This is a genomic window from Nocardioides jishulii, from assembly GCF_006007965.1.
Classification (GTDB): domain Bacteria; phylum Actinomycetota; class Actinomycetes; order Propionibacteriales; family Nocardioidaceae; genus Nocardioides; species Nocardioides jishulii.
Map to the genome: position 1 here is coordinate 2,986,895 of NZ_CP040748.1, position 20,072 is coordinate 3,006,966.

General features: G+C 71.5%; 21 protein-coding genes and 1 tRNA gene. 6 read left to right on the plus strand and 16 right to left on the minus strand.

Going from position 1 to position 20,072, the window contains the following annotated elements:
- Complete coding sequence (locus tag FCL41_RS14195; protein ID WP_137065012.1) at positions 1–1,197, plus strand: saccharopine dehydrogenase family protein; 1,197 nt, start codon at positions 1–3, stop codon at positions 1,195–1,197.
- 10 nt (positions 1,198–1,207) lie between these two features.
- On the opposite strand, the gene FCL41_RS14200 is transcribed toward FCL41_RS14195, so the two are convergent.
- From FCL41_RS14200 to FCL41_RS14215, 4 genes are all read right to left on the minus strand, one after another.
- Positions 1,208–2,047 (minus strand): hypothetical protein, encoded by an 840-nt coding sequence (locus FCL41_RS14200; protein ID WP_137065011.1) that lies wholly within the window; start codon positions 2,045–2,047, stop codon positions 1,208–1,210.
- Complete coding sequence (locus tag FCL41_RS14205) at positions 2,044–2,367, minus strand: hypothetical protein (RefSeq protein ID WP_137065010.1); 324 nt, start codon at positions 2,365–2,367, stop codon at positions 2,044–2,046. Before FCL41_RS14205 ends, FCL41_RS14200 begins: the two co-directional genes overlap by 4 nt.
- Positions 2,364–2,768: a hypothetical protein gene (locus FCL41_RS14210; RefSeq protein WP_137065009.1), complete on the minus strand. Its 405-nt coding sequence runs from the start codon at positions 2,766–2,768 to the stop codon at positions 2,364–2,366. The genes FCL41_RS14205 and FCL41_RS14210 overlap by 4 nt, the downstream gene beginning before the upstream one ends.
- 124 nt (positions 2,769–2,892) lie before the next feature.
- Positions 2,893–2,968 (minus strand) — tRNA-Arg (locus FCL41_RS14215).
- Between the two features lie 108 nt (positions 2,969–3,076).
- Between FCL41_RS14215 and FCL41_RS14220 the strand changes: the two genes are divergently transcribed.
- From FCL41_RS14220 to FCL41_RS14230, 3 genes are read left to right on the plus strand one after another with little or no spacing between them, the layout of a single operon-like run.
- Positions 3,077–4,942 carry a beta-propeller domain-containing protein gene (locus FCL41_RS14220; RefSeq protein WP_137065008.1) on the plus strand — a complete coding sequence of 622 codons (1,866 nt, stop codon included), beginning with the start codon at positions 3,077–3,079 and terminating at the stop codon, positions 4,940–4,942.
- Positions 4,943–4,947: 5 nt separating this feature from the next.
- On the plus strand, positions 4,948–5,217 hold the full coding sequence (locus FCL41_RS14225; protein ID WP_137065007.1) for a DUF2277 domain-containing protein: 270 nt from the start codon (positions 4,948–4,950) through the stop codon (positions 5,215–5,217).
- The gene (locus FCL41_RS14230) at positions 5,214–6,074 is read left to right on the plus strand and encodes a Sir2 family NAD-dependent protein deacetylase (RefSeq protein ID WP_137065006.1); all 861 of its coding nucleotides are present in this window, start codon (positions 5,214–5,216) and stop codon (positions 6,072–6,074) included. The genes FCL41_RS14225 and FCL41_RS14230 overlap by 4 nt, the downstream gene beginning before the upstream one ends.
- Positions 6,075–6,078: 4 nt before the next feature.
- Here the strand turns inward: FCL41_RS14230 and FCL41_RS14235 are convergent, their stop codons facing one another.
- Complete coding sequence (locus tag FCL41_RS14235) at positions 6,079–6,765, minus strand: iron-dependent transcriptional repressor DtxR (RefSeq protein WP_137065005.1); 687 nt, start codon at positions 6,763–6,765, stop codon at positions 6,079–6,081.
- Between the two features lie 45 nt (positions 6,766–6,810).
- On the opposite strand from FCL41_RS14235, the gene FCL41_RS14240 reads away from it, so the two are divergent.
- Complete coding sequence (locus FCL41_RS14240) at positions 6,811–7,533, plus strand: hypothetical protein (RefSeq protein ID WP_137065004.1); 723 nt, start codon at positions 6,811–6,813, stop codon at positions 7,531–7,533.
- On the opposite strand, the gene FCL41_RS14245 is transcribed toward FCL41_RS14240, so the two are convergent.
- Together FCL41_RS14245 and FCL41_RS14250 are read right to left on the minus strand one after the other, a co-directional pair.
- Complete coding sequence (locus tag FCL41_RS14245; protein ID WP_137065003.1) at positions 7,526–7,990, minus strand: MarR family winged helix-turn-helix transcriptional regulator; 465 nt, start codon at positions 7,988–7,990, stop codon at positions 7,526–7,528. The two genes, FCL41_RS14240 and FCL41_RS14245, sit on opposite strands and share 8 nt — an antisense overlap.
- Positions 7,987–9,582, minus strand: coding sequence for an MDR family MFS transporter (locus tag FCL41_RS14250; RefSeq protein ID WP_239021656.1), 1,596 nt, complete (start codon positions 9,580–9,582; stop codon positions 7,987–7,989). Before FCL41_RS14250 ends, FCL41_RS14245 begins: the two co-directional genes overlap by 4 nt.
- A gap of 235 nt (positions 9,583–9,817) precedes the next feature.
- On the opposite strand from FCL41_RS14250, the gene FCL41_RS14255 reads away from it, so the two are divergent.
- The gene (locus FCL41_RS14255) at positions 9,818–10,456 is read left to right on the plus strand and encodes a response regulator (protein ID WP_137065002.1); all 639 of its coding nucleotides are present in this window, start codon (positions 9,818–9,820) and stop codon (positions 10,454–10,456) included.
- A gap of 17 nt (positions 10,457–10,473) precedes the next feature.
- Here the strand turns inward: FCL41_RS14255 and FCL41_RS14260 are convergent, their stop codons facing one another.
- The 9 genes from FCL41_RS14260 to flgK all read right to left on the minus strand — a co-directional run bounded on the left by FCL41_RS14260 (position 10,474) and on the right by flgK (position 20,072).
- Entirely contained in the window at positions 10,474–11,310 is an 837-nt protein-coding gene (locus tag FCL41_RS14260; RefSeq protein WP_137065001.1) for a CheR family methyltransferase, read from the minus strand.
- The gene (locus FCL41_RS14265; protein ID WP_137065000.1) at positions 11,307–12,440 is read right to left on the minus strand and encodes a protein-glutamate methylesterase/protein-glutamine glutaminase; all 1,134 of its coding nucleotides are present in this window, start codon (positions 12,438–12,440) and stop codon (positions 11,307–11,309) included. Before FCL41_RS14265 ends, FCL41_RS14260 begins: the two co-directional genes overlap by 4 nt.
- A 151-nt stretch (positions 12,441–12,591) precedes the next feature.
- Positions 12,592–14,226, minus strand: a complete 1,635-nt coding sequence (locus FCL41_RS14270; RefSeq protein WP_137064999.1) for a methyl-accepting chemotaxis protein — start codon at positions 14,224–14,226, stop codon at positions 12,592–12,594.
- 122 nt (positions 14,227–14,348) lie between these two features.
- The gene (locus FCL41_RS14275; RefSeq protein WP_137064998.1) at positions 14,349–14,768 is read right to left on the minus strand and encodes a chemotaxis protein CheW; all 420 of its coding nucleotides are present in this window, start codon (positions 14,766–14,768) and stop codon (positions 14,349–14,351) included.
- Positions 14,765–16,957 carry a chemotaxis protein CheW gene (locus FCL41_RS14280; RefSeq protein ID WP_239021880.1) on the minus strand — a complete coding sequence of 731 codons (2,193 nt, stop codon included), beginning with the start codon at positions 16,955–16,957 and terminating at the stop codon, positions 14,765–14,767. Before FCL41_RS14280 ends, FCL41_RS14275 begins: the two co-directional genes overlap by 4 nt.
- 126 nt (positions 16,958–17,083) lie before the next feature.
- The gene (gene csrA, locus FCL41_RS14285) at positions 17,084–17,320 is read right to left on the minus strand and encodes a carbon storage regulator CsrA (protein WP_137064996.1); all 237 of its coding nucleotides are present in this window, start codon (positions 17,318–17,320) and stop codon (positions 17,084–17,086) included.
- Positions 17,321–17,363: 43 nt separating this feature from the next.
- Positions 17,364–17,750: a flagellar assembly protein FliW gene (gene fliW, locus FCL41_RS14290; RefSeq protein ID WP_137064995.1), complete on the minus strand. Its 387-nt coding sequence runs from the start codon at positions 17,748–17,750 to the stop codon at positions 17,364–17,366.
- 55 nt (positions 17,751–17,805) lie between these two features.
- On the minus strand, positions 17,806–18,696 hold the full coding sequence (locus FCL41_RS14295) for a flagellin N-terminal helical domain-containing protein (protein WP_137064994.1): 891 nt from the start codon (positions 18,694–18,696) through the stop codon (positions 17,806–17,808).
- Positions 18,693–20,072, minus strand: a complete 1,380-nt coding sequence (flgK, locus tag FCL41_RS14300; RefSeq protein WP_137064993.1) for a flagellar hook-associated protein FlgK — start codon at positions 20,070–20,072, stop codon at positions 18,693–18,695. The genes FCL41_RS14295 and flgK overlap by 4 nt, the downstream gene beginning before the upstream one ends.

The following is a 20,072-nucleotide window of genomic DNA, read 5'->3' on the forward strand; positions in this document are numbered from 1 at the left end:
ATGCCGACCCCAGAATCCGCCGCTGACCGCGACCTCGACCTCGTCCTGCTGGGTGCCACCGGGTTCGTGGGTCGGTTGACCGCCGCGCACCTCGCGGCCCATGCCCCGGCCGACCTGCGCTGGGCGGTGGCGGGCAGGAACGAGTCCACCCTCGGCTCCGTCGTCGCCGACCTGGCCGGATCGCCGTGCCCACCCGTCGAGACCGTCGTCGTCGACGTGACCGACCGAGCCGGCCTCGACACCCTGGCTGGCCGCACCCGGGCACTGGCCACGACGGTCGGCCCCTACCTCTCCTACGGAGAGCCCGTGGTCGCGGCCTGCGCCGCCGCTGGGACCGACTACCTCGACCTCACCGGGGAGGCTGAGTTCGTGGACCGGACCTGGATCCACCACCACGCCACGGCCGTGGCGTCGGGGGCGCGGTTGGTCCACGCCTGCGGCTTCGACTCGGTCCCGCACGACCTGGGCGCCCAGTTCACCGTCGAGCAGCTGCCGGCCGACGTCCCGCTGACGGTGCGCGGCGTCGTACGCTCGAACGCTGCCTTCTCCGGCGGCACCTACCAGTCCGCGCTGACGGCGATCTCGCGGACGTCGCAGGCCAGGCAGGCGGCGAAGGTCCGTGGTTCCCGAGAAGGTCGCCCGCAAGGGCGCTCCTCGCGGGCCGTGGCCGCGAAGCCGGGGCGCGACGAGATCCTGGGCTACTGGCTCCTGCCGCTCCCGACCGTGGACCCCCAGGTGGTGGCTCGCAGCGGGGCAGCGCTGGAGGCGTACGGCCCCCGGTTCCGCTACTCCCACTTCGCCGGCACCCGTACGCTGCGCGCTGCCGCGGCCGGCGCGCTGGGTGTCGTGGCGCTGGGTTCCGCCGCCCAGGTGCCGCCCCTGCGCAAGCTCCTGGCGACCCGGGTGCCTGCAGGCACCGGACCGTCGGAGGAGAAGCGGGCCCGCTCGTGGTTCACCGTCGACCTCGTCGGTGAGGGCGGGGGTCGTCGCGTGCACACCCGGGTCAGCGGCGGGGATCCCGGCTACTCGGAGACAGCGGTGATGCTCGCCGAGGCGGCCATCAGCCTGCTGCGCGACGACAACCCGGAGACGTCTGGCCAGGTCACCACGGCGGTGGCGATGGGCCCGCGCCTGCGCGAACGGCTCGTGCGTCACGGGATGGGCTTCGAGGTGGTGGACGCAGGCCCCCTGCCCTGATCCGCCTCCCTCACGGCACGCACCCCGCTGGATCCTCTTCACCCACACCAGCGGCGAGGCCGCTGAGGCCCGCGCTCGCGCCGAGGGTCATAAGCTCTCGACCGCCGAGCGGGCCAAGGGCAGCGCGGGCCCGTACGGCGCGGCGGAGCTGCAGGAGCGCGACGCCCAGGTCGTCCATCAGGAGCTGGAGCGCGCCGCAGCTCCTGATCAGTCCCTGGAGCGGGCGGCACACCCGACGGACGAGATGGACGACCCGTGCGGTCAGCTCGGCCACCACTGCGGGAAGAGCGGCGCCCAGGGTGAGGCCACTGACCATCAGGCGCTGGGTCGCCATGGTCGCCAACTCCGCGAGGGCGTCACGCACCAGTGCGTGCACCACCGCGACGTAGCTGGCGGCCACCTCCAGCGCGCGGGCCACACCGCTGAGAGATGCCGCGGTCGCGCGGAGGTTGGTCTCCAGCACCCGGCACTGGGCGGCACCCGACTCAGCGGCGATCCCCTCCATGCCACCCAGCGTCGAGACCATGTCGCGGCTGACGTCGTCCGCAGCGGCGAGCACGCGGGTGGCCTCGCCCTCCATGACCCGCGCCGTCACGCGCACCTTCTCCTGGTTGCCCGTCAGCTCCATGAGCCAGACGTTCAACGGCGCCACCTTGTCCAGCACCTCGGCTCCGAGCCAGGAGACCAGCGAGCCGAGAGGGTCGGCCATCGTGCCGGCGACCCCCAACCCGACGGCCCCGGACTCCAGGAAGGCAGCACCCCACTCCCCGCGTTCGATCTGGTCCACGACCCCCATGGCTTCCTGGGCCAGCGTCATCCCGCCCAGGAGGCCACCTGCGCCCCCGTTCACCACTCACACCTTCCGGCGAGCAGGGCAGCCAGATGGGCATCGACCGCACCCATGTCGCGGCTCAGGGCGGTGACCGCATCGGCGGTCACGGCCACCGCCTCCGCCTGGTCGCGCAGGGCGTCGACCACCCTGTCGCGCAGGAGGTCGACGGCGGACGCCAACGAGACGTTGAGCAGTCCGAAGCTGTCCTGACCGATCGCGACCCCGCCGACGAAGTGGCCGCGAGCGTTGACGGCGTCGGCGACCACGCGCAGGCGGTTGGCCTCCGCCTCCAGCACGTCGGGATCGATCCGGAGACGCGGAGCGACCGGCTCCCTCATCGCGCACGCCCGACGACGACGTCGGCCAGACCCAGCCGATCGGCTGCCTCGGCCACGATGCGGGCGGCCAGCGAATCGCTGCTCCCCCACACCCGCTGGGCGTGCGACTGCACCTGTCCCAGCGCGTCGAGCTGGGCAGCCCGCAGCGCCGACATCACCGCGCGCGCCAGGGCGTCGCCGGGCGGCGACGCGGTCGCGGTGAAGCGGAGGCCGCGCAGCACCCCGACGGCGTCGACCTCGGCCTCGACGCCCGGCGCCGAGCCCCGGCCCCGGACCGCGCCCACGGCAGTCTGGAACTCCTGGGCTCGCAGCATCTGCTCGGTGGCGGCCTGCGCCTGCGCGTCGATGCGGGCGAGGACGTCGTCTGTTGTCTCGTGCGTGACTGTCTCGTGCGTGACCATGCGCCCACCCTCGCCCTGCGACGACGACGCCGGGCCAAGCTCTCCACAACGCCGAGGTCAGCACGAACGTGTGCACGGACGGTGGCCGTCAACCTGTGGAAAAAGCCCCGGGGGGGCGGTGCTGTGGTGCCCCAGGCAAGAGTCGAACTTGCGACCTTTCGCTTAGGAGGCGGCTGCTCTATCCACTGAGCTACTGGGGCGTGACGACCGGGCACCCGTCCCGGCGTCAGGGGACATCTTGGCATGTCCGACGACAAGGGCTGTCGAGACCACGGGAACCGACGGGCCCGGGCGCGCGTCCCATCCCCATGACGACTTCTCCTCACCTGCGCCCGACCCTCGTCACCGCAGGCGTCATCGTGGCGGTGACGGGCGTCTTCGCGGCGGGTGTCCTCACCGGCGCCCGAGGCCCGTCCGCCCGCGACGATGCACCGCCCCCAGCACAGGGTCCCTTCCACCTCGTCGGTCACGGACTCGAGGCAGCCGGTTCGTGCGACGACCTGCTGGAGGCCTACCAGGAGCGGGCGCTCCCTCTCGTGACCGCCTGGGGTTGGGGAGCAGGACGAGACGAGCTGATGGCCGGGGACAGCATCGCCCGGACACAGGCAGGCGCCTCAACGGCCCCCGCTCCCTCAGCTGCGACGTCGAGCGCGACCGGCACCAACGTGCAGGAGGCGGGCGTCGACGAGCCCGACCTCGCCAAGACCGACGGCAGCGCGCTGGTCCGGGTCCAGGACGGCACCCTGGTGGCCCACGACGTCGCCGGCGCCGAGCCCGTCGAGCTCTCGCGACTTCGCCTGCCGGGCCTGCGCGACGCCGAGATCCTGCTGGTCGACGACACCGTCGTCGCGCTCGGGCCCACCCGGGGCGCCCGCGACAGCGCCCACGAAGAAGGCACCCGCGTCGTCACCGTCGACCTCACCGACCCGACGTCACCCGAGATCGGCGCGCAGACCACGTACGACGCCCCGCTCGTCACCGCGCGCCTGCACGGGGACGTGGTCCGTCTCGTGCTGCGCAACGACCTGCCGGAGCTGGACTTCCGCCACGCCAACCAGGTGCTCGGTGAGCGCTTCACCCGCTGGAGCAACCGCAAGCTCGTCCGCGAGACCACCCTGGCCGACTGGCTGCCGCAGGTCGACGGCGAGCAGGCGGTGGACTGCGCCGACGTCGCCGTCCCCGACACCGAGGCAGCGGTCGGGACGACCACGACCGTGGCGTTCACGGCGGACGAGCCGACGAGGCGTACGTCCGTGGCCGTCGCCACGGCGACCGACCTGGCGTACTTCTCGACCGACCGGCTCCACCTGGCCACGCAGCCCTCGTGGAGCTGGAGCCGCGACGACACCTCCAGCAGTGCGGTGCCCTCGGGTGGGTCGGATGGACGCAGCCAGCTCTACGCGTTCGCCCTGGACGCCACCGACACGACCTTCGTGGCGGCGGGCGAGGTCGAGGGCGGTCTCCGGGACCGGTGGTCGATGGACTCGGCCGACGGCCTCCTTCGCCTCGCGGTCGGCCCGACCATCGCGACCGGCAACTTCAACTCCGTGGTGACGTTGGCCGAGGAGGACGGTCACCTCGTCGAGCGCGGTCGCCTCGACAAGCTGGGGGTCGGCGAGGAGATCAAGGCCGTGCGGTGGTTCGACGACCTCGCCCTCGTCGTCACCTTCCGTCAGACCGACCCGCTCTACGCCGTCGACCTCACCGACCCGGGCGACCCGACGCTGCTCGGGGAGCTCAAGATCCCCGGGTTCAGCGAGTACCTCCACCCCATCGGGCCGAACCGGATCCTCGGGATCGGCCAGGACGCCGACCCGCGTTCGGGGGCGACGCGCGGCGCCCAGACGGCCCTCTTCGGTGTCACCGACCTGACCTCTCCGAAGCGGCTCGACACCGTCTCCTACCCCAAGTTCAGCGTGGCGGGGGCCGCGACCGACCCGCGGCAGTTCACCTGGCTGCCCACCGAGAGGGTGGCGCTGACGGTGGTCTCGAAGGGCTGGGAGGGGCGCACCGGCTGGCTCTCGATCATCAGGCCGCGCGACCACCGACTCACCGAGACGCGGCGCGAGGTGGAGTACGGCACCGACGTCGACCGCGTCCGGATCCTCCCCCTGCCGGACTCCCGGGTCGCCCTGGTGACGGGAGACGGCGTCACGTTCGTCGACGTAGATTGAGTGGCATGTGCCGCAACATCCGCCCGCTCAACAACTTCGAGCCGCCGGCCTCCTCCGAGGAGGTGTCCGCCGCTGCGCTGCAGTACGTCCGCAAGGTCGCCGGGACCACGAAGCCGTCCGCCGCCAACCAGGCCGCGTTCGACGCCGCGGTGGCGGAGATCGCCCACACCACGCGTCACCTCCTCGACTCCCTGGTCACCACGGCCCCACCCAAGAGCCGTGAGGTCGAGGCGGCCAAGGCACGCGCCCGCGCCGAGCTCCGCTACGGCCGATGACCGAGCAGCTCGTCACGCACCACGAGGTGGGGCCGGCGTACGCCGCCGCGCTCGACGTGCTCGCCGGCCGGCGGCTGGTGGTGCTCACCGGGGCCGGGCTCTCCACGGACTCCGGCATCCCCGACTACCGCGGCCCGGGCTCGACGGCGCGCATGCCGATGACCTACTCCGAGTTCGTGGGCTCGGCACGAGCACGTCAGCGCTACTGGGCGCGCAGCCACGTCGGGTGGTCGCGCATGCGAGGGGCCCATCCCAACGCCGGCCACCTCGCGCTCGCGCGGATCGACCCCGAGCTCCTGATCACCCAGAACGTCGACGGCCTCCACGAGGCGGCCGGCAGCCAGCGGGTCGTGGCGCTGCACGGGCGCATCGACGAGGTCGTCTGCCTGGCCTGCGGCTCGGTGCAGCCGCGCGCCGACCTGCATGCGCGCCTCGACGAGCTGAACCCTGGCTGGCTGGTTGCGCACTCCGCCGTGGAGACGCTCCCTGACGGCGACGTCGAGCTCGACGACACCGACGACTTCGTGGTGCCCGACTGCGCGCGCTGCGGCGGCGTGCTCAAGCCGCACGTCGTCTTCTTCGGCGAGAACGCTCCCAAGGAGAAGGTGAGGCGTTGCTTCGAGGCGGTCGACGCGCTGTCCGACCCTGAGCCCGACAGGCGTGGCGCGCTGCTGGTCGCGGGCTCCTCGCTGACCGTGATGAGCGGGCTGCGCTTCGTGAAGCGGGCCGCGCGCGACGACCTCCCGGTCGTGGTCGTCAACCGGGGCGCGACGCGTGGCGACGACCTGGCCACGCTGACCGTCCACGCCGGGACGAGTGAGTTCCTCACCGACCTGGCGCGACGCCGGGGCCGGTGAGGGCTCAGACCACCTTCACGAAGATGTGGTCAGCCGACTCGTAGTCGATCTCGGCGCTCTCGCCACCGGAGCCCAGCAGCACGCCGTCGGCGGTGGCGATGATCGTGACCGTCTTGTCGGGCACGGCGCCGACGCGACGCAGGGTGGCCATCAGCGCCTCGTCCTTCTGGACCTCCTCCGAGATGCGTCGCACGTGGACGCGGGAGGGGTCGAAGGTCGCGATCTTGGAGAGCGACGCGACGCCCTCCATGAAGGCCTCCGCCTGCTCCTCCTGGCCGAGCTCGTCCAGCCCCGGGATCGGGTTGCCGTAGGGCGACTCGGTCGGGTTGTCGAGCAGCTCGATGAGGCGACGCTCCACGGTCTCGGAGATCACGTGCTCCCAGCGGCAGGCCTCGGCGTGCACCAGCTCCCAGTCGAGGCCGATGATGTCGGTCAGCAGCCGCTCCGCGAGGCGGTGCTTGCGCATCACGCGGGTGGCCAGGCGCAGACCCTCCTCGGTGAGCTCGAGGTGGCGGTCGCCCTCGACGGTGAGGAGCCCGTCGCGCTCCATGCGCGCGACCGTCTGCGAGACCGTCGGGCCACTCTGGTGCAGGCGCTCGGCGATGCGGGCGCGCAGGGGGACGATTCCCTCCTCCACGAGCTCGAAGATCGTGCGGAGGTACATCTCGGTGGTGTCGATGAGGTCGCTCACGGGGCCCATTGTGTCCCATGGCGCCGACAGTGGCACGCTGACGAGATGAGCACGCTCGTCGTCCCGTCGCGTTTCTGTGGTCCCCCGGTCTCGGCCAACGGCGGGTGGACCGCCGGTGAGCTGGCCTCCCACCTCGACACCCGGCTGCCGGTGCGGGTCCGCCTGCGTCAGCCCCCGCCGCTCGACGTGGAGATGAACGTCACCGAGGCCGACGGCACGACGGCGCTCCTCCACGCCGAGGCCGTCGTCGCCCAGGCCGTGCCCAGCCCGGTCGAGCTGGTCCCCGTCGACGGCGTGGACGTCGAGACGGCCCGCGCGGCGCAGGCGTCGTACGCCGGTGCCGCCCGGCACCCGTTCCCGACCTGCTTCGCCTGCGGCCCGGACCGGGCCGAGGGTGACGGTCTGCGGATCTTCCCGGGCGAGGTGACCCCGGTGGCGGGCCGGCGACGGGTCGCGGCGACCTGGACCCCCGATCCCAGCCTCGCCGGGACCGACGGCCGCACCAGTCAGGCCGTCACGTGGGCGGCGCTCGACTGCGTCGGCGGCTGGTCGGAGGACCTGCTCGGCCGTCCGATGGTGCTCGGCCAGATGACGGCACGGATCGACCGCCTGCCCGAGGTGGGGCAGACGGTCGTCGTCATGGGAGAGCACCGCGGCACCGAGGGCCGCAAGAGCTCCACCGCCTCCACGCTCCTGACGGCCGACGGCGAGGTGCTCGCGGTCGCCGAGCACGTCTGGATCGCGGTCGATCCGGCCCGGTTCAGCTGACGAGCTCCTCGGCGAAGAGCGAGTTGTAACGGCCCAGGCCGGTCACGAAGTCGGCCAGCGCCGCGTCGTCCCACAGGGCGACGCGCTCGCGCAGACGCTCTCGCCGGCGGGCGTCAACCTCCGCGAGACCCTCGCGGGCGGCGTCGGTCAGCGTGAGCAGGCTGGCGCGCTTGTCGACGGGATCGGCCGTACGCTCCACCAGGCCCAGGTCAACGGCGTGCTGCACCTGCCGGCTGACTGCGCCCTTGTCCATGTCGTGGGCGTCGCAGACCTCCGAGGCCCGCATCGCCCCGCGGTCGCGCAGGAGCAGGAGCAACAGGTAGGCCGCGGGCTGCAGCTCCGGGTGGATCTGCGCGGCACGAAGGGCGACGACCCGCCTGGCGCGACGGACCAGCACCAGGATCTCGCCCTCGAGGGCGTCGAGCACCAGGTCCCGGTCGTCGCGAGCCGGGGTCACTGCTGGCCCACCGTGGTCGGCGTCCCGGCCACCGCTTGCTTCACCTCGTCGGCGCGCTGCACCGTACGCCGCAGCGGCACCTCCTTGATGAAGAGGATGCAGACGAACGAGAAGAGCGCGAAGGGCACCGTCAGGGCGAAGATCATGGCGATGGCGTCGCCGTAGGCGTTCTCGAAGACCAGGCGGATCGGCTCCGGCAGCTCGGCGAGGTTGGGCACGGAGTGGGAGTCACCCGAACCGGTCATGCCGACGCCGAGGGCACGCAGCCCCGCGGTGACCGAGTCGGAGACCTGGTGCGCCAGGACCGCCCCCAGAGCGGCGACACCGGCGGATCCACCGATCGAGCGGAAGAAGGCCACCAGGGCCGAGGCGGCACCCATGTCGGAGAAGGCGGTGTTGTTCTGCACGGCCAGCACGAGGTTCTGCTGGATGGCCCCCACGCCGACGCCGAGCACGGCCATGAAGAGGCCCACCTGGACCAGGTGGGTCTCGCGGTCGATGGTGCCGAGCAGGCCGAGACCCACGATCACCAACAGCGAGCCGCCGACGAGGTAGCGCTTCCACTTGCCGGTGTCGGAGATCAGCTTGCCCGACAGGATCCCGGCGACCAGCGTGCCGGCGACCATGCAGATGCTCATCAGGCCGGCCCGGGTCGGCGTCATGCCGCGCGAGAGCTGGAAGTACTGGCTGAGGTAGACGCCGGAGCCGAACATCGCGACCCCGACGGTGATCGAGGCAAGGGTCGCCAGCGTGGTGGTGCGGTCACGGAAGAGGCGCAGCGGGATCACCGGGTCGACGGCGACCTTGGCCTCCCACCACGTCGCGAACGCGAGCACCGCCACCGAGGAGACCAGCAACATGTAGCTCGTGAAGGAGGTCCACGCGAACTGGTTGCCGGCCAGGGAGACCCAGACCAGGAGGAGCGAGACGCCCAGCATCAGGAGCAGCGAGCCGACGTAGTCGATGGTGACGTCCTTGCGCGCACGCGGCGGCAGCTTGAGGGTCTTCTGCAGCAGGAACCACGCAGCGACCGCGAACGGCAGGCTGACCCAGAAGCACCAGCGCCAGCCGAGGGTGTCGACGACCAGGCCGCCCACGAGGGGGCCCGAGACAGTGGCGACGGCGAAGACCGAGCCCATGTAGCCGGCGTAGCGACCGCGCTCGCGCGGCGACACCATGCTGGCGATGACGACCTGGACCAGCGCGGTGAGACCACCGATGCCGAGGCCCTGGATGACGCGGGCGCCGATCAGCATCTCCATGGAGGTGGAGAAGCCGGCGATCAGCGAGCCGAGAGCGAAGATGCTCAGGGCCGTCTGGGTGAGGATCTTCTGGTTGAAGAGGTCGGCGAGCTTGCCCCAGATGGGCGTCGTGGCGGTCATCGCCAGCAGCGTGCCGACGACGACCCACGTGTAGCCGGTCTGGCTGCCGCCGAGGTCGGCGACGATCGGCGGCAGGGCGGTGTTGACGATGGTCGAGGCGACCATCGCGGCAAACATCGCCAGCAGCAGGCCGGACAGGGCCTGCAGGATCTGGCGGTGTGACATCTGACCGGACTCCTCCGCGGTGGCGGCGGGAGAGGGTGAGGACATGGGAGCTCGTTTCGGTGGCAACGTGACGGAGTGACGAGACCTGGACGACTGGCGTCGCGGGGGTCTCCCCCGACACCGGTCCTGGCTCAGTTGATGGGTGAAAGGTTGTCAGAAGCAACTTTATTCCGACAGTCGCCGCGTCGGCATCGCGGTTCAACCACGACAATCGGCATGGATCCGAGGGCGAGCGGGCACAAAGGTTGAATGTGCCAACGCAGCAGAGTTGAATGAACTGATGCAGAAGATTCGGGTCTTCTTGCTGGATGATCACGAGATCGTGCGTCGCGGGCTCCGCCACTTGCTGGAGGCCGAGGACGACATGACGGTCGTCGGCGAGGCCGGCACCGTCCGTGACGGTCGTCGAGGAGTGTTGGAGCAGCGACCGGACGTCGCGCTGCTCGACGCGCGCCTGCCCGACGGTTCCGGCGTCGAGGTCGCCCGTGGCATCCAGGACGTGGCGCCCGAGGTCAGGACCATGATCCTGAGCAGCTTCGACGACGAGGAGACCCTCGTCGCGGCGTTCTCGGCCGGGGTGAGCGGCTACGTGCTCAAGCAGATCGAGGCCGACTCACTGCTCAAGGGCATCCGTGAGGTGGCGAGTGGGAAGTCGCTGGTCGCCCCCGCCGTCGCCTCGCGGATGATGGAGCGGATGCGCCAGAGACGGGAGAGCGGTGCCGGCGCCCTGCCCGACCTGACCCCGCAGGAGCGACGCATCCTCCAGCTCATCGGGGACGGCCTCACCAACCGGCAGATCGGCGACCGTCTCTTCCTCTCCGAGAAGACGATCAAGAACAACGTCACTCCCCTGCTGGCCAAGCTCGGCGTGCAGCGGCGCGCCCAGGCGGCCCTGCTCGCCGCCCACCTCCTCGACTAGACCTCGTACGCCGCCGCTCACCGCGCCAGCGCGGCTGCGTCCTCCCGGATCCGGTAGACCGACGAACGACCGGCGGGCACCCTCTCCCAGGAGTCGTCGACACCCATCGTCATCTCTGCCGCGCCGAGGAAGAGGTAGCCGTCGGGCGCCATGACCTGACGGACCCGACGCAGCACGTCGCGCTTGGTCTCGACGTCGAAGTAGATGAGCACGTTGCGCAGGAAGACCACGTCGAACTGGCCGATCGGGCCGAACGGACGGGTCAGGTTGAGGCGCGAGAACTTCACCATCGACGCAATCTCGGGGTTGAGCTTCCAGCTGGCGCCCGAGCGCTGGAAGTGGCGCACCAGGGTCGTCGCCGGCAGGCCGCGGTTGACCTCGAGCTGGGAGTACTCCGCGCGCCGGGCCCTCTCGAGCACCTCCTCGGAGAGGTCGGTGCCCAGGATGTCGACGTAGAAGCGCTGGATGGCGGGGGTCTCGCGCACGGCCATCGCGACGCTGTAGGGCTCCTGCCCCGTCGAGCAGGCAGCCGTCCAGATCCTCAGGCGCCGCTGCGGGCGGCGGGCGGCCAGGGCGGGCAGCACGTCCTGACGCAGCGCCACGAACGGGTCGTTGTCGCGGTAGAACGAGGTCTCGTTGGTGGTCAACGCCTCGACGACCCTGCGCAGCAGCACGGGGTCACGGGTGCGCTGGACGTGCCGGACGAACTCCGTGACGTCGGCATGCCCGCAGGCGCGCGCCAGTGGCATCAGGCGCGAGTCCACGAGGTAGACCTTGCCGGCGTCGAGCACGATCGCACTCTCCGCCCGGACGTGGTCACGAACGAACGCAAAGGCGTCAGCAGACAGGCTCATGCCTCTCCTCCCCTGGTGTCGTCCTGGTGCGACGTCACACGACGCCGGACCTCTGCAGCCACCTGCCCCAGGGGCAGCAGCTGCTCGGCGAGCCCGGCGGCCGCCACCGCTCCTGGCATGCCCCACACCACCGAGGTGGCGCGGTCCTGCGCGATCACGCTGCCGCCGGCGTCGACCAGGTGCTGCGCCCCCTTGGCGCCGTCGGCGCCCATCCCGGTCAGCACCAGCCCCAGCACCGGACCACCGGCAGCCCGCGCGGCCGACCGGAAGAGCACGTCGACGGCTGGGCGGCAGTAGTTCTCCGGCGGCTGCTGGTTGAGCCGGGCCACGAGGTCGCGACCGGCGCGCTCCACCACCAGGTGGTGGTCGCCGGGGGCGATCGTCACGGCGCCGGGGGCGAGCACGGCGCCGTCCGTGGCCTCCCGCACCGGGAACTGGCAGTGCCGGTCGAGCCGCGCGGCGAACTGCGTGGTGAAGACGGGCGGCATGTGCTGCACGACCACCACCGGGACCGGCAGCGGCGGCAGCGAGGTGAGGACGGTGAAGAGGGCCTCGGGCCCACCGGTGGAGCTGCCGACGGCGAGCAACCGGTAGCCGGTCGCAGGCATGCGTCGATCGCGCGTGACGGGCGGCGCGACGACTGCCTGCGCAGGCGTCGGTGCGGACGTGGCTGCGGGCGTACCGGCGGCGGACGGGGCCGTCGCGCGCGCCGCCGTCAGCCGTGGCGGGGCCAACGACTTGATCAGCGGGATCAGGGCGTCGCGCACCTGCTCCATCGAGCGGCTCACGCTGCCGACGTTGGCCGGCTTCGGCACGTAGTCGGAGGCGCCGGCCGCGAGGGCGTCGAAGGTCGCGGTGGCGCCGCGCTCGGTGAGCGTGCTGAACATGATGATCGGGAGGCGGTTGCCCCCTGCGCGGATGGCGCGCACCGCCTCGATGCCGTCCATCCCGGGCATCTCGATGTCCATGGTCACGAGGTCGGGCGCGAGCGACTCGATCTTCTGCAGGGCGGCACGACCGTTGATCGCCGTGCCGACGACCTCGATGTCGGGGTCCTCGGAGAGCAGGCTGGTGACCAGGCGCCGGATGACGACCGAGTCGTCCACGACGAGCACGCGGATGGGGGGCACGCAGGGTCCTTCGATGATCGTGGCCGCCGAGCAGCGGACGCGCTTCTGATCGGCGCCGGGCGGCGCCACCTGAGCAGAAGCGGCAGCAGTCGGCGGGTGAGGCCGCAGGTCGACCCGTCCCGAGCGCGGGTCGACCTGCGACGTACGACGCTCAGACGCGGAAGCTGTCCACTCTGGTCCGCAGGCTCACGGCCATCTGGGCGATCTCGTTGACGGCGGCGTGGGCCTGGGTGACGGCCTCGGTCGTGGACCCGGCTGCCTGGGAGACGCCGTCGATGTTCTCGGCGATCTGCTGCGTGCCGATGGAGGCGTCCGCCACGTTGCGGCCCATCTCGTTGGTGGTCGCGGTCTGCTCCTCCACCGCCGAGGCGATGGTCAGCTGGTAGTCGTTGATCGAGCGGATGATCGCGTCGATCTCGCCGATGGCCGAGACCGCGCCCGCGGTGTCGCCCTGGATCGTCTCCACCCGACGCGCGATGTCCTCGGTCGCCCGCGCGGTCTCCTGCGCCAGCTCCTTGACCTCGTTGGCCACCACGGCGAAGCCCTTGCCGGCCTCACCGGCACGCGCAGCCTCGATGGTGGCGTTGAGGGCGAGGAGGTTGGTCTGCTCGGCGATCGAGGTGATCACCTTGACGACCTTGCCGATCTCCTGGCTCGACTCGCCCAGCTTCGACACCGTCGCGTTGGTCGACTCGACCGTGCGCACTGCGTCGCCGGCGACCCGGGCGGCCTCGTTGGCCGAGTGCGCGATCTCGCGGATCGACGCCGTCATCTGCTCCGATCCCGCGGCGACGGTCTGCACGTTGCGGCTGACCTCGTCGGCCGCACCGGAGACGACGCTGGCCTGCACCGAGGTCTCCTCGGCGGCGGCGGCGATCTGCTCCGACCCTGCGGAGAGCTGGACGGCCGCGGAGCTGACCGCGTCGGCCGAGCCCATCACCCCGGTCATCAGCTCACGCAGGCGAGCCGTGGCCACGTCCAGGCCGATCGCCATGTCTCCCACCTCGTCACGGTTGGCGACCTCTGCACGACGGGTCAGGTCGCCGTCGGCCAGACCGTCGATGACCTGCTTGACCCGGGCGATGTTGCGCGCCAGCGTCATCGCGATCCACCAGGCGACCAGTGCGGCGAGCGCGATGCCGAGGACCATCACGGCGATGTTCAAGCGGCGCGTGGAGACGTACATCTCCCTCGTCTCCTCCACCGCGGCCTCGGCCTGGTCCAGCTCGTGCGAGGTGAGCGCGTCGAGCGACTCCTCCATCACCGCGGTCAGCTTCTTGACCTCGGTGGAGTTCGCCTCGTCCCAGCCCGTGAAGTCGGACGCCAGGGCCAGATCGGCCATGGTCGTGACCTGGAGGTCGTGGTAGGCCGTCGCGGCCTCGGTCTGGCGGCCGACGATCTCGCGCGCCACCGGGTCCAGCCCCGTGGCGTCGTGGGCACGTTCGGCGGCCTCCAAAGCTCCGAAGTGCTCCTCGAGCTCCTCCAGCGACGCCCTCTTCCCAGCCTTCGTCGGCTTGATCAGCGCGTCACGCGCAGCCATGCGCATACCGTCGACGGCCGCGCGCATCCCGTCGACCCGCTCCACGCCCATCACGTTCTCGTCGTGGAGCTTCTGGGCGTTCTCGTTGAGCTGGCCGAGCGCGAGGATCCCCACCACGCCGACCACCAGGGCGACGGCGTTGCCGATGCTGACGGCGGCCAACATCTTCGTACGCACGCTGCGATCACGCAGGAATGACTGGACGAACGAACGGCGTTCGGCGGCGAGGGGCAGGTCAGTGCTCATCAGGGGTGTCCTTCGGGCAGCGTCGGGTCTTCAGTGCTCTGGAGCTCCCATCGGCAGCCATGGCCTCGACCGGAGGAGAAGGGCCCGCCTGACGCAGACCTTCGGTGGTGACCCCCGTGAGGTCAGGCGGCCACGGCCCGCTCGACGTCGAGGGCGAGCAGGAGCTGCCCCTCGAGCTTGTACGCACCGTGGAGGAACTCCCGAGAGGCTCGGGTCAGGGTGTCGGGCGGGAGCTCGAACTGCTCCTCCTCCACGTCGACCACGGCGCCGATGCTGTCGACCAGCAGCGCGATCGTCTCGCCGGCGACCCGGACGACGACGAGCATCGCCTCCTGGTCGGCGGCACGGTCAGGCAGCCCGAGGCGGGCACGCATCTCGACGGCGCTGAGCACCTGACCACGCAGGTTGATCAGGCCTGCGACGCTCTGCGGGGCCAGCGGGACCCTGGTCTGGGGCTGCCCGCGCAAGACCTCCTGGACCGACGCGACGTCGACGCCGTAGAGGTGCCCGTCGAGGGTGAAGGTGACCAGTCGGGTGCTCACATCGCCTCCTGGAGCTCGGGCCGGAGGTCGACCTCCGAGGCCTCGTAGAACATGGGGTCGGCCGAGAGGATCGCGGCGCGGACGTCGAGCACCTCGACGACGCGGTCGCGGACGAGCGTCGAACCGAGCACGCCGTGGGCGGTCACGTCGGCCTGGAGGTCGCCACCGCCGTCGACGATGTCGACGATCTCGTCGACCACGATCGCCACGCTGCGCGAGCCGACGGTGTAGATGACGACGACGAGCTCGTCGTCGGTGCGGTCGCTGAGCGTGCCGTAGAAGGAGCTGAGGCGCACCAGCGGCAGGATGCCGCCGCGGTACTGGACGACCTCGCGGCCACCGATGTGCTCGACCCCGGAGGTCGGGAAGTTCTCCAGGCGGGTGACCGAGGAGAGCGGGATCGCGACCTTGCGGTCCCCACCCAGCCCGGCGACAAGGAGGCGCAGGCTCTCGTCGACGACGGGCCGTGCGCCGGTGTCGGCGACCCGCTCCTGCTCGAGCACGTCGCTGTTGAGCACGCGCCGGGCCAGGGCCTGGACGTCGAGGATCAGGGCCACGGTGCCGTCGCCCAGGATGGTGGCACCGGAGTAGGCGCCGATCGCCTTGAGCTGGGTGACCAGCGGCTTGACCACGATCTCCTCCGTGCTGAGGACACGGTCGATGACCAGGCCGAAGCGGCGGCCCTCGGCCTGCAGGACAGCGATGACGACGTGGCCGTCGGAGCGGTCGGACTCCACGCCCAGCAGGTCGGCCAGGCGGACCAGCGGCAGCAGGGACCCGCGCAGGCGGTGGACCGAGGCGCCGTTGACGTCCTCGACGGCGTCGGCGGCCCGGTCGGCGTCCAGCGCCACCAGCTCCAGCAGGCTGACCTGCGGGATCGCGTAGCGGTCGCCCGCGCACTCGACGGTGAGCGCCGGGACGATGGCCAGGGTCAGCGGGATCCGCAGGCGGCAGGTGGTGCCGCGGCCCAGGACCGAGTCGATCTCGATGGTGCCACCGATGGCCTCGATGTTCGTGCGCACCACGTCCATGCCGACCCCACGTCCGGAGACGTTGGTGACGGCGGCCGCGGTCGAGAAGCCGGGCAGGAAGACCAGCTGCAGGATGTCGTTCGGCGACGTCTCGGCCAGCTGGGCCGACGTACGCAGGCCCCGCTCGAGCGCCTTGGCCGCGATCCGCTCGGGGTCGATGCCGGCCCCGTCGTCGCTGACCTCGACCACGACCTGGCCACCCTCGTGGTAGGCCCTCAGGGTCAGGACGCCCTCGGCCGGCTTGCCGGCGGCGACACGAGCCTCCGGCCGCTCGAGCCCGTGGTCGACGCTGTTGCGCACCAGGTGGGTGAGCGGGTCCTTGACCGCCTCGAGGAGCGTGCGGTCGAGCTCGGTCTCCTTGCCGACCATCGCCAGGGTGACGGTCTTGCCGCACTGGGCGCCGAGGTCGCGCACGACGCGGGGCAGCTTGGCCCAGAGGTTGTCGATGGGCTGCATGCGGGTCTTCATGACGCCCTCCTGCAGCTCGGAGGCGATGAGGTTGAGCCGCTGCGCGGAGCGCACGAGGTCGACGTCGTCCTGGTGGCTGGCCTGACGGACGATCTGGTTGCGGGTGAGCACGAGCTCGCCGACCAGCTGCATCAGGGTGTCCAGCAGCTCCACGTCGACCCGGACCGAGGACTCGGCGACGGTCCGACGGTGCGGGGACTCCTCGGTGGGCTCGGCCTCCGCCGTCGCGTCCGGGACGGGCACGACGGGCACGGCGGGCACGACGGGCACGGCGGGCACGGCCGTGGTCGTCTCGACGACGGCTGCCTCCGCCCGACCCTCGAGGACCGCGGAGATGCGCGCGACGACGGGGGCGACGTCGATGTCGCCCTCGTCTCCACCGGCCTCGATGGCCCCGAGGAGGTCACGCACGGTGTCGACCATGGCCAGCAGCACGTCGGTGGTCTGCGGCGTCATCGACATCTTGCCGTCGCGCAACCGGGCCAGCAGGTTCTCGCCGACGTGCGTCACGGCCTCGAGCTTCCCGAAGGCCAGGAAGCCACTCGTGCCCTTGATCGTGTGGATCGTCCTGAAGATGCTCGCCAACAGGTCACGCGAGCCCGGCTCCCGTTCGAGGGCCACCAGGTCACGGTCGAGCTGGTCCAGGTTCTCGTGGCTCTCCACGAGGAACTCCTGGACGATCTCATCCATCTCATCCACGCGGGATCTGCCCTCTCGTCGTCGCATGCTGCTTCGAGAGGCTCATCGGCCGCAGGAGGCGCGACCTGAGTGGATGGGGCGGGCGGGGAGGGAAGGTGCCACTCCCGCCGCAGCGGGTCAGTCCTTGCGGCGGCGGAGCGCCTCGGCGAGGGTCGCCACGGCCTCCTGCGGCGGCGAGGCCGCACCCTGGTTGCTGGAGGCGAGCTCGGCCAGGAGCTCGGCGCGGTGCACGCTCACGGAGCGGGGGGCGTCGATGCCCACGCGTACGACGTCACCGCGGACCTCGAGGATCGTCACGGTGATCTCGTCACCCACGACGACGCTCTCGCCCGCCCGACGGCTCAGCACCAACATGGGACCAACCTACGCCAACGCACCAGGGCCGCCGCGGGGGTGTTCATGGCGCCAGCGGCACGGCAACGGACAGGGTGGCGTCGTCGAGGATCACCTGGGCCGCCCGACGCGTGGTGGTGTTCACCAGCACGGGAGCACGCAGGTTGGCGGTGCTGTCGGCCAGCGACGTGCCGGTGGTCAGGACCAGCAGGACGAGGACGTCGGAGGCGTCCTCGATCTCGAGCTCTGCCACCACGTCGTCGCCCACCACCGGTGCGTAGTCCGGGAAGAAGGGCACCGGCGAGGCCACCAGGAAGCGCAGGTCGGGGTCGTCCAACGAGCGGAGGTCGCACAGGACGCCGTCCTCGTCGAGCTGGACGAGGGCGAAGCGCCGGTGCTCCGGAAAACCCGGAAGCGGATGGACGAGCTCGATCACCGGAAGGTCGTGCATGGCGCCCACACTCCCACACTCGTCCCCCGCACGACGCTCGACCTCACGACCCGCGTCAACGCAGGAAGTCCAGGAGGCTCGGCTGCAGGACGCGCGCGGTGGCGCCGAGGGCTGCCTGGTAGGCAACCTCCTGCAGCTGCAGGTCGACCATCGCCCGGGGCAGGTCGACGTTCTCGATCTCAGTCAGCGACTTCGTGATCGCCAACTCCCCGTCCTGGGCGCGCAGCAGCGCCGCCTCGAGCCGGTTCGTCCGACCACCGACCTCCGCCAGAGCCCCGGTCATCCGGTTGCCTGCGGCAGCCAGCTTGTCCAGGCTGGTCCGCATCTCGCCGGCGTCACCCGAACGGAGCGCGTTCACCGCAGCGGCCAGGTCGTCGAAGAGGTTGGCGCCGTCGGGACCGAACGCCTCACGGGCGTCCATGTCGACCCGCACGCTGACGCCGTCCGCGACCGTGCGCATGACCGCCCCTGCCGCGGTGCCGACGTACTGCCCGTCGGGGTCGTAGGCACGGCTGCCGGCGGTGACGCCGCCGAAGACCGGTCGTTCGAGGTACGTCGTGTTGGCCTGGGCGATCAGCGACTCGCGCAGCTGCTCGACCTCGATGGCCAGGGCCTCGCGCGCGGTGGCGCTCATCGCACCGTTGACGCCCTGGAGCACCAGGTCGCGGGCCCGCCGGGTCTCGTTGGTCATGGACTGCAGGGTGGTGTCGACCTGACCCAACCAGCCTCGACCGTCCTCGGCGTTGCGGGCGTACTGCAAGGTGTCGGCCAGCGAGGAACGCAGCCGCATCGCAGCGGTCGTGTCGGTCGGAGAGTCCGACGGCCGGTTGAGCACCCGTCCGGTGGAGAGCTGCTCCTGGCTCTTGGCCAGACGGCCCAGGCTGAGCTGGAGGCCCTCGAGCGAGCGCTGGCTCATCATCGACTGGGTCACGCGCTGGATGCTCATCGGCCCACCAGCCCGGTGCGGTTGATCAGGGTGTCGAGCATCTGGTCGAGGGTGCTCATCACCCGCGACGCGGCCTCGTAGGCCCGCTGGGCGCTGACCAGGCCGACCATCTCCTCGTCGAGGTTGACGCCGGCGAGCTGGTCACGCGTCCCGTCGACCTGCGCCGTCAGCGCGGCCTGGTTGGAGGCCAGGCGTCGCACCGAGGCGATCTCGCTGCCGAGTCCGTTGACGAGCCGCTGGTAGCCGCTCTCGGCACCGCCGGTGGCGGCCAGGGCCGTGGCGTTGCCGCCGTCGAGCCCGCCTCCGGGGATGCCGGAGGCGGCGACCTTGTCGAGGTCGGTGATCGCCACTCGCAGCGACCCGGCCGGGTCGCTCGCGTCGAAGGAGAAGAAGTCGCCGCCCGGAGTGCCGTCAAGCGTGTAGCCACGCCCGTGCTGGGTGTTGACGTCGGCCACGAGCTGGCGCACCACGTCGTCGAGGCCGTCACGGTAGTCGGGCAGGGTCGAGGTGAGCAGGTCGGCCGTCGCCCCGATCTCGCCGCGCATGCCGGGGGCCACCGCCGTGGAGCCGGCCCGGGTCTCGACGGCGAGGCTGACCGCGCCGCCCGTCGCGCCGGTGGCCACCACCAGGCGCCCGGCCTCCTGGCCGATGACCAGGGCGGTGCCGTTGACCGTGACGTCGAGACCGCCGTCGGCCCGCTGCGTGGCGACACCACCGGTCAGCTCGGAGAGGCGCATGGCCAGCTGGTCGCGCTGGTCGAGCAGCAGGTTGGCGTCGGTGCCGCTGAAGCCGGCCACCGCGATGGAGCGGTTGGTGTCGGCCAGGTCGCTGGCCAACGTGTTGACCTCGGCGACCAGGGTCTGGAGACGGTCGCGCTGCCCGCTCTCCTCCGTGGCCACGTTGGCGGCCTGGACGCGGATCGACTCGACCAGCGTGGCAGCACGGTCCAGGACCTGGCTGCGGGCCGCGTCGCCGCCCGGTGAGACGGCGAGGTCGTGCCACCCGGTCCGGAAGTCGTCGAGCGCGGCGGCGACACCGTTGTCACCGGGCTCGCCGATGCCCGCCTCGAAGCGCGCCAGCGCGGCTGCGCGGGTGGAGAGGTAGGAGTTGTTGCCGTGCTCGTAGCGCGCCCGTGCGTCGAGGAACTGGTCGGTCATGCGTACGACGCCGGAGGTGCGCACACCCTCGCCGGCACCCTCGCAGCGCGACCACATCGCCGGCTGTGCCGGGGCGCCCACGGTCTCGGCCTCGGCGCGACGACGGGCGTAGCCGACGGTGGCGGAGTTGGCGATGTTGCTGCTGGCCACGTCCATCAGCACCCGGTTGTGGTGCATGGCGCTGAGGGCGGTGCCGAAGGAGGAGAAGGTTCCGCTCAT

What these genes read in the sequence shown, in the direction of transcription:
- csrA (WP_137064996.1), bottom strand. Translation starts at nt 17,320, where the DNA reads ATGTTGGTGCTGAGCCGTCGGGCGGGCGAGAGCGTCGTCGTGGGTGAC.
- FCL41_RS14230 (WP_137065006.1), top strand. Translation starts at nt 5,214, where the DNA reads ATGACCGAGCAGCTCGTCACGCACCACGAGGTGGGGCCGGCGTACGCC.
- FCL41_RS14240 (WP_137065004.1), top strand. Translation starts at nt 6,811, where the DNA reads ATGAGCACGCTCGTCGTCCCGTCGCGTTTCTGTGGTCCCCCGGTCTCG.
- flgK (WP_137064993.1), bottom strand. Translation starts at nt 20,072, where the DNA reads ATGAGCGGAACCTTCTCCTCCTTCGGCACCGCCCTCAGCGCCATGCAC.
- FCL41_RS14280 (WP_239021880.1), bottom strand. Translation starts at nt 16,957, where the DNA reads ATGGATGAGATCGTCCAGGAGTTCCTCGTGGAGAGCCACGAGAACCTG.
- FCL41_RS14295 (WP_137064994.1), bottom strand. Translation starts at nt 18,696, where the DNA reads ATGAGCATCCAGCGCGTGACCCAGTCGATGATGAGCCAGCGCTCGCTC.
- FCL41_RS14210 (WP_137065009.1), bottom strand. Translation starts at nt 2,768, where the DNA reads ATGGTCACGCACGAGACAGTCACGCACGAGACAACAGACGACGTCCTC.
- FCL41_RS14225 (WP_137065007.1), top strand. Translation starts at nt 4,948, where the DNA reads ATGTGCCGCAACATCCGCCCGCTCAACAACTTCGAGCCGCCGGCCTCC.
- FCL41_RS14255 (WP_137065002.1), top strand. Translation starts at nt 9,818, where the DNA reads ATGCAGAAGATTCGGGTCTTCTTGCTGGATGATCACGAGATCGTGCGT.
- FCL41_RS14220 (WP_137065008.1), top strand. Translation starts at nt 3,077, where the DNA reads ATGACGACTTCTCCTCACCTGCGCCCGACCCTCGTCACCGCAGGCGTC.
- FCL41_RS14260 (WP_137065001.1), bottom strand. Translation starts at nt 11,310, where the DNA reads ATGAGCCTGTCTGCTGACGCCTTTGCGTTCGTTCGTGACCACGTCCGG.
- FCL41_RS14205 (WP_137065010.1), bottom strand. Translation starts at nt 2,367, where the DNA reads ATGAGGGAGCCGGTCGCTCCGCGTCTCCGGATCGATCCCGACGTGCTG.
- FCL41_RS14250 (WP_239021656.1), bottom strand. Translation starts at nt 9,582, where the DNA reads ATGTCCTCACCCTCTCCCGCCGCCACCGCGGAGGAGTCCGGTCAGATG.
- FCL41_RS14270 (WP_137064999.1), bottom strand. Translation starts at nt 14,226, where the DNA reads ATGAGCACTGACCTGCCCCTCGCCGCCGAACGCCGTTCGTTCGTCCAG.
- FCL41_RS14195 (WP_137065012.1), top strand. Translation starts at nt 1, where the DNA reads ATGCCGACCCCAGAATCCGCCGCTGACCGCGACCTCGACCTCGTCCTG.
- fliW (WP_137064995.1), bottom strand. Translation starts at nt 17,750, where the DNA reads ATGCACGACCTTCCGGTGATCGAGCTCGTCCATCCGCTTCCGGGTTTT.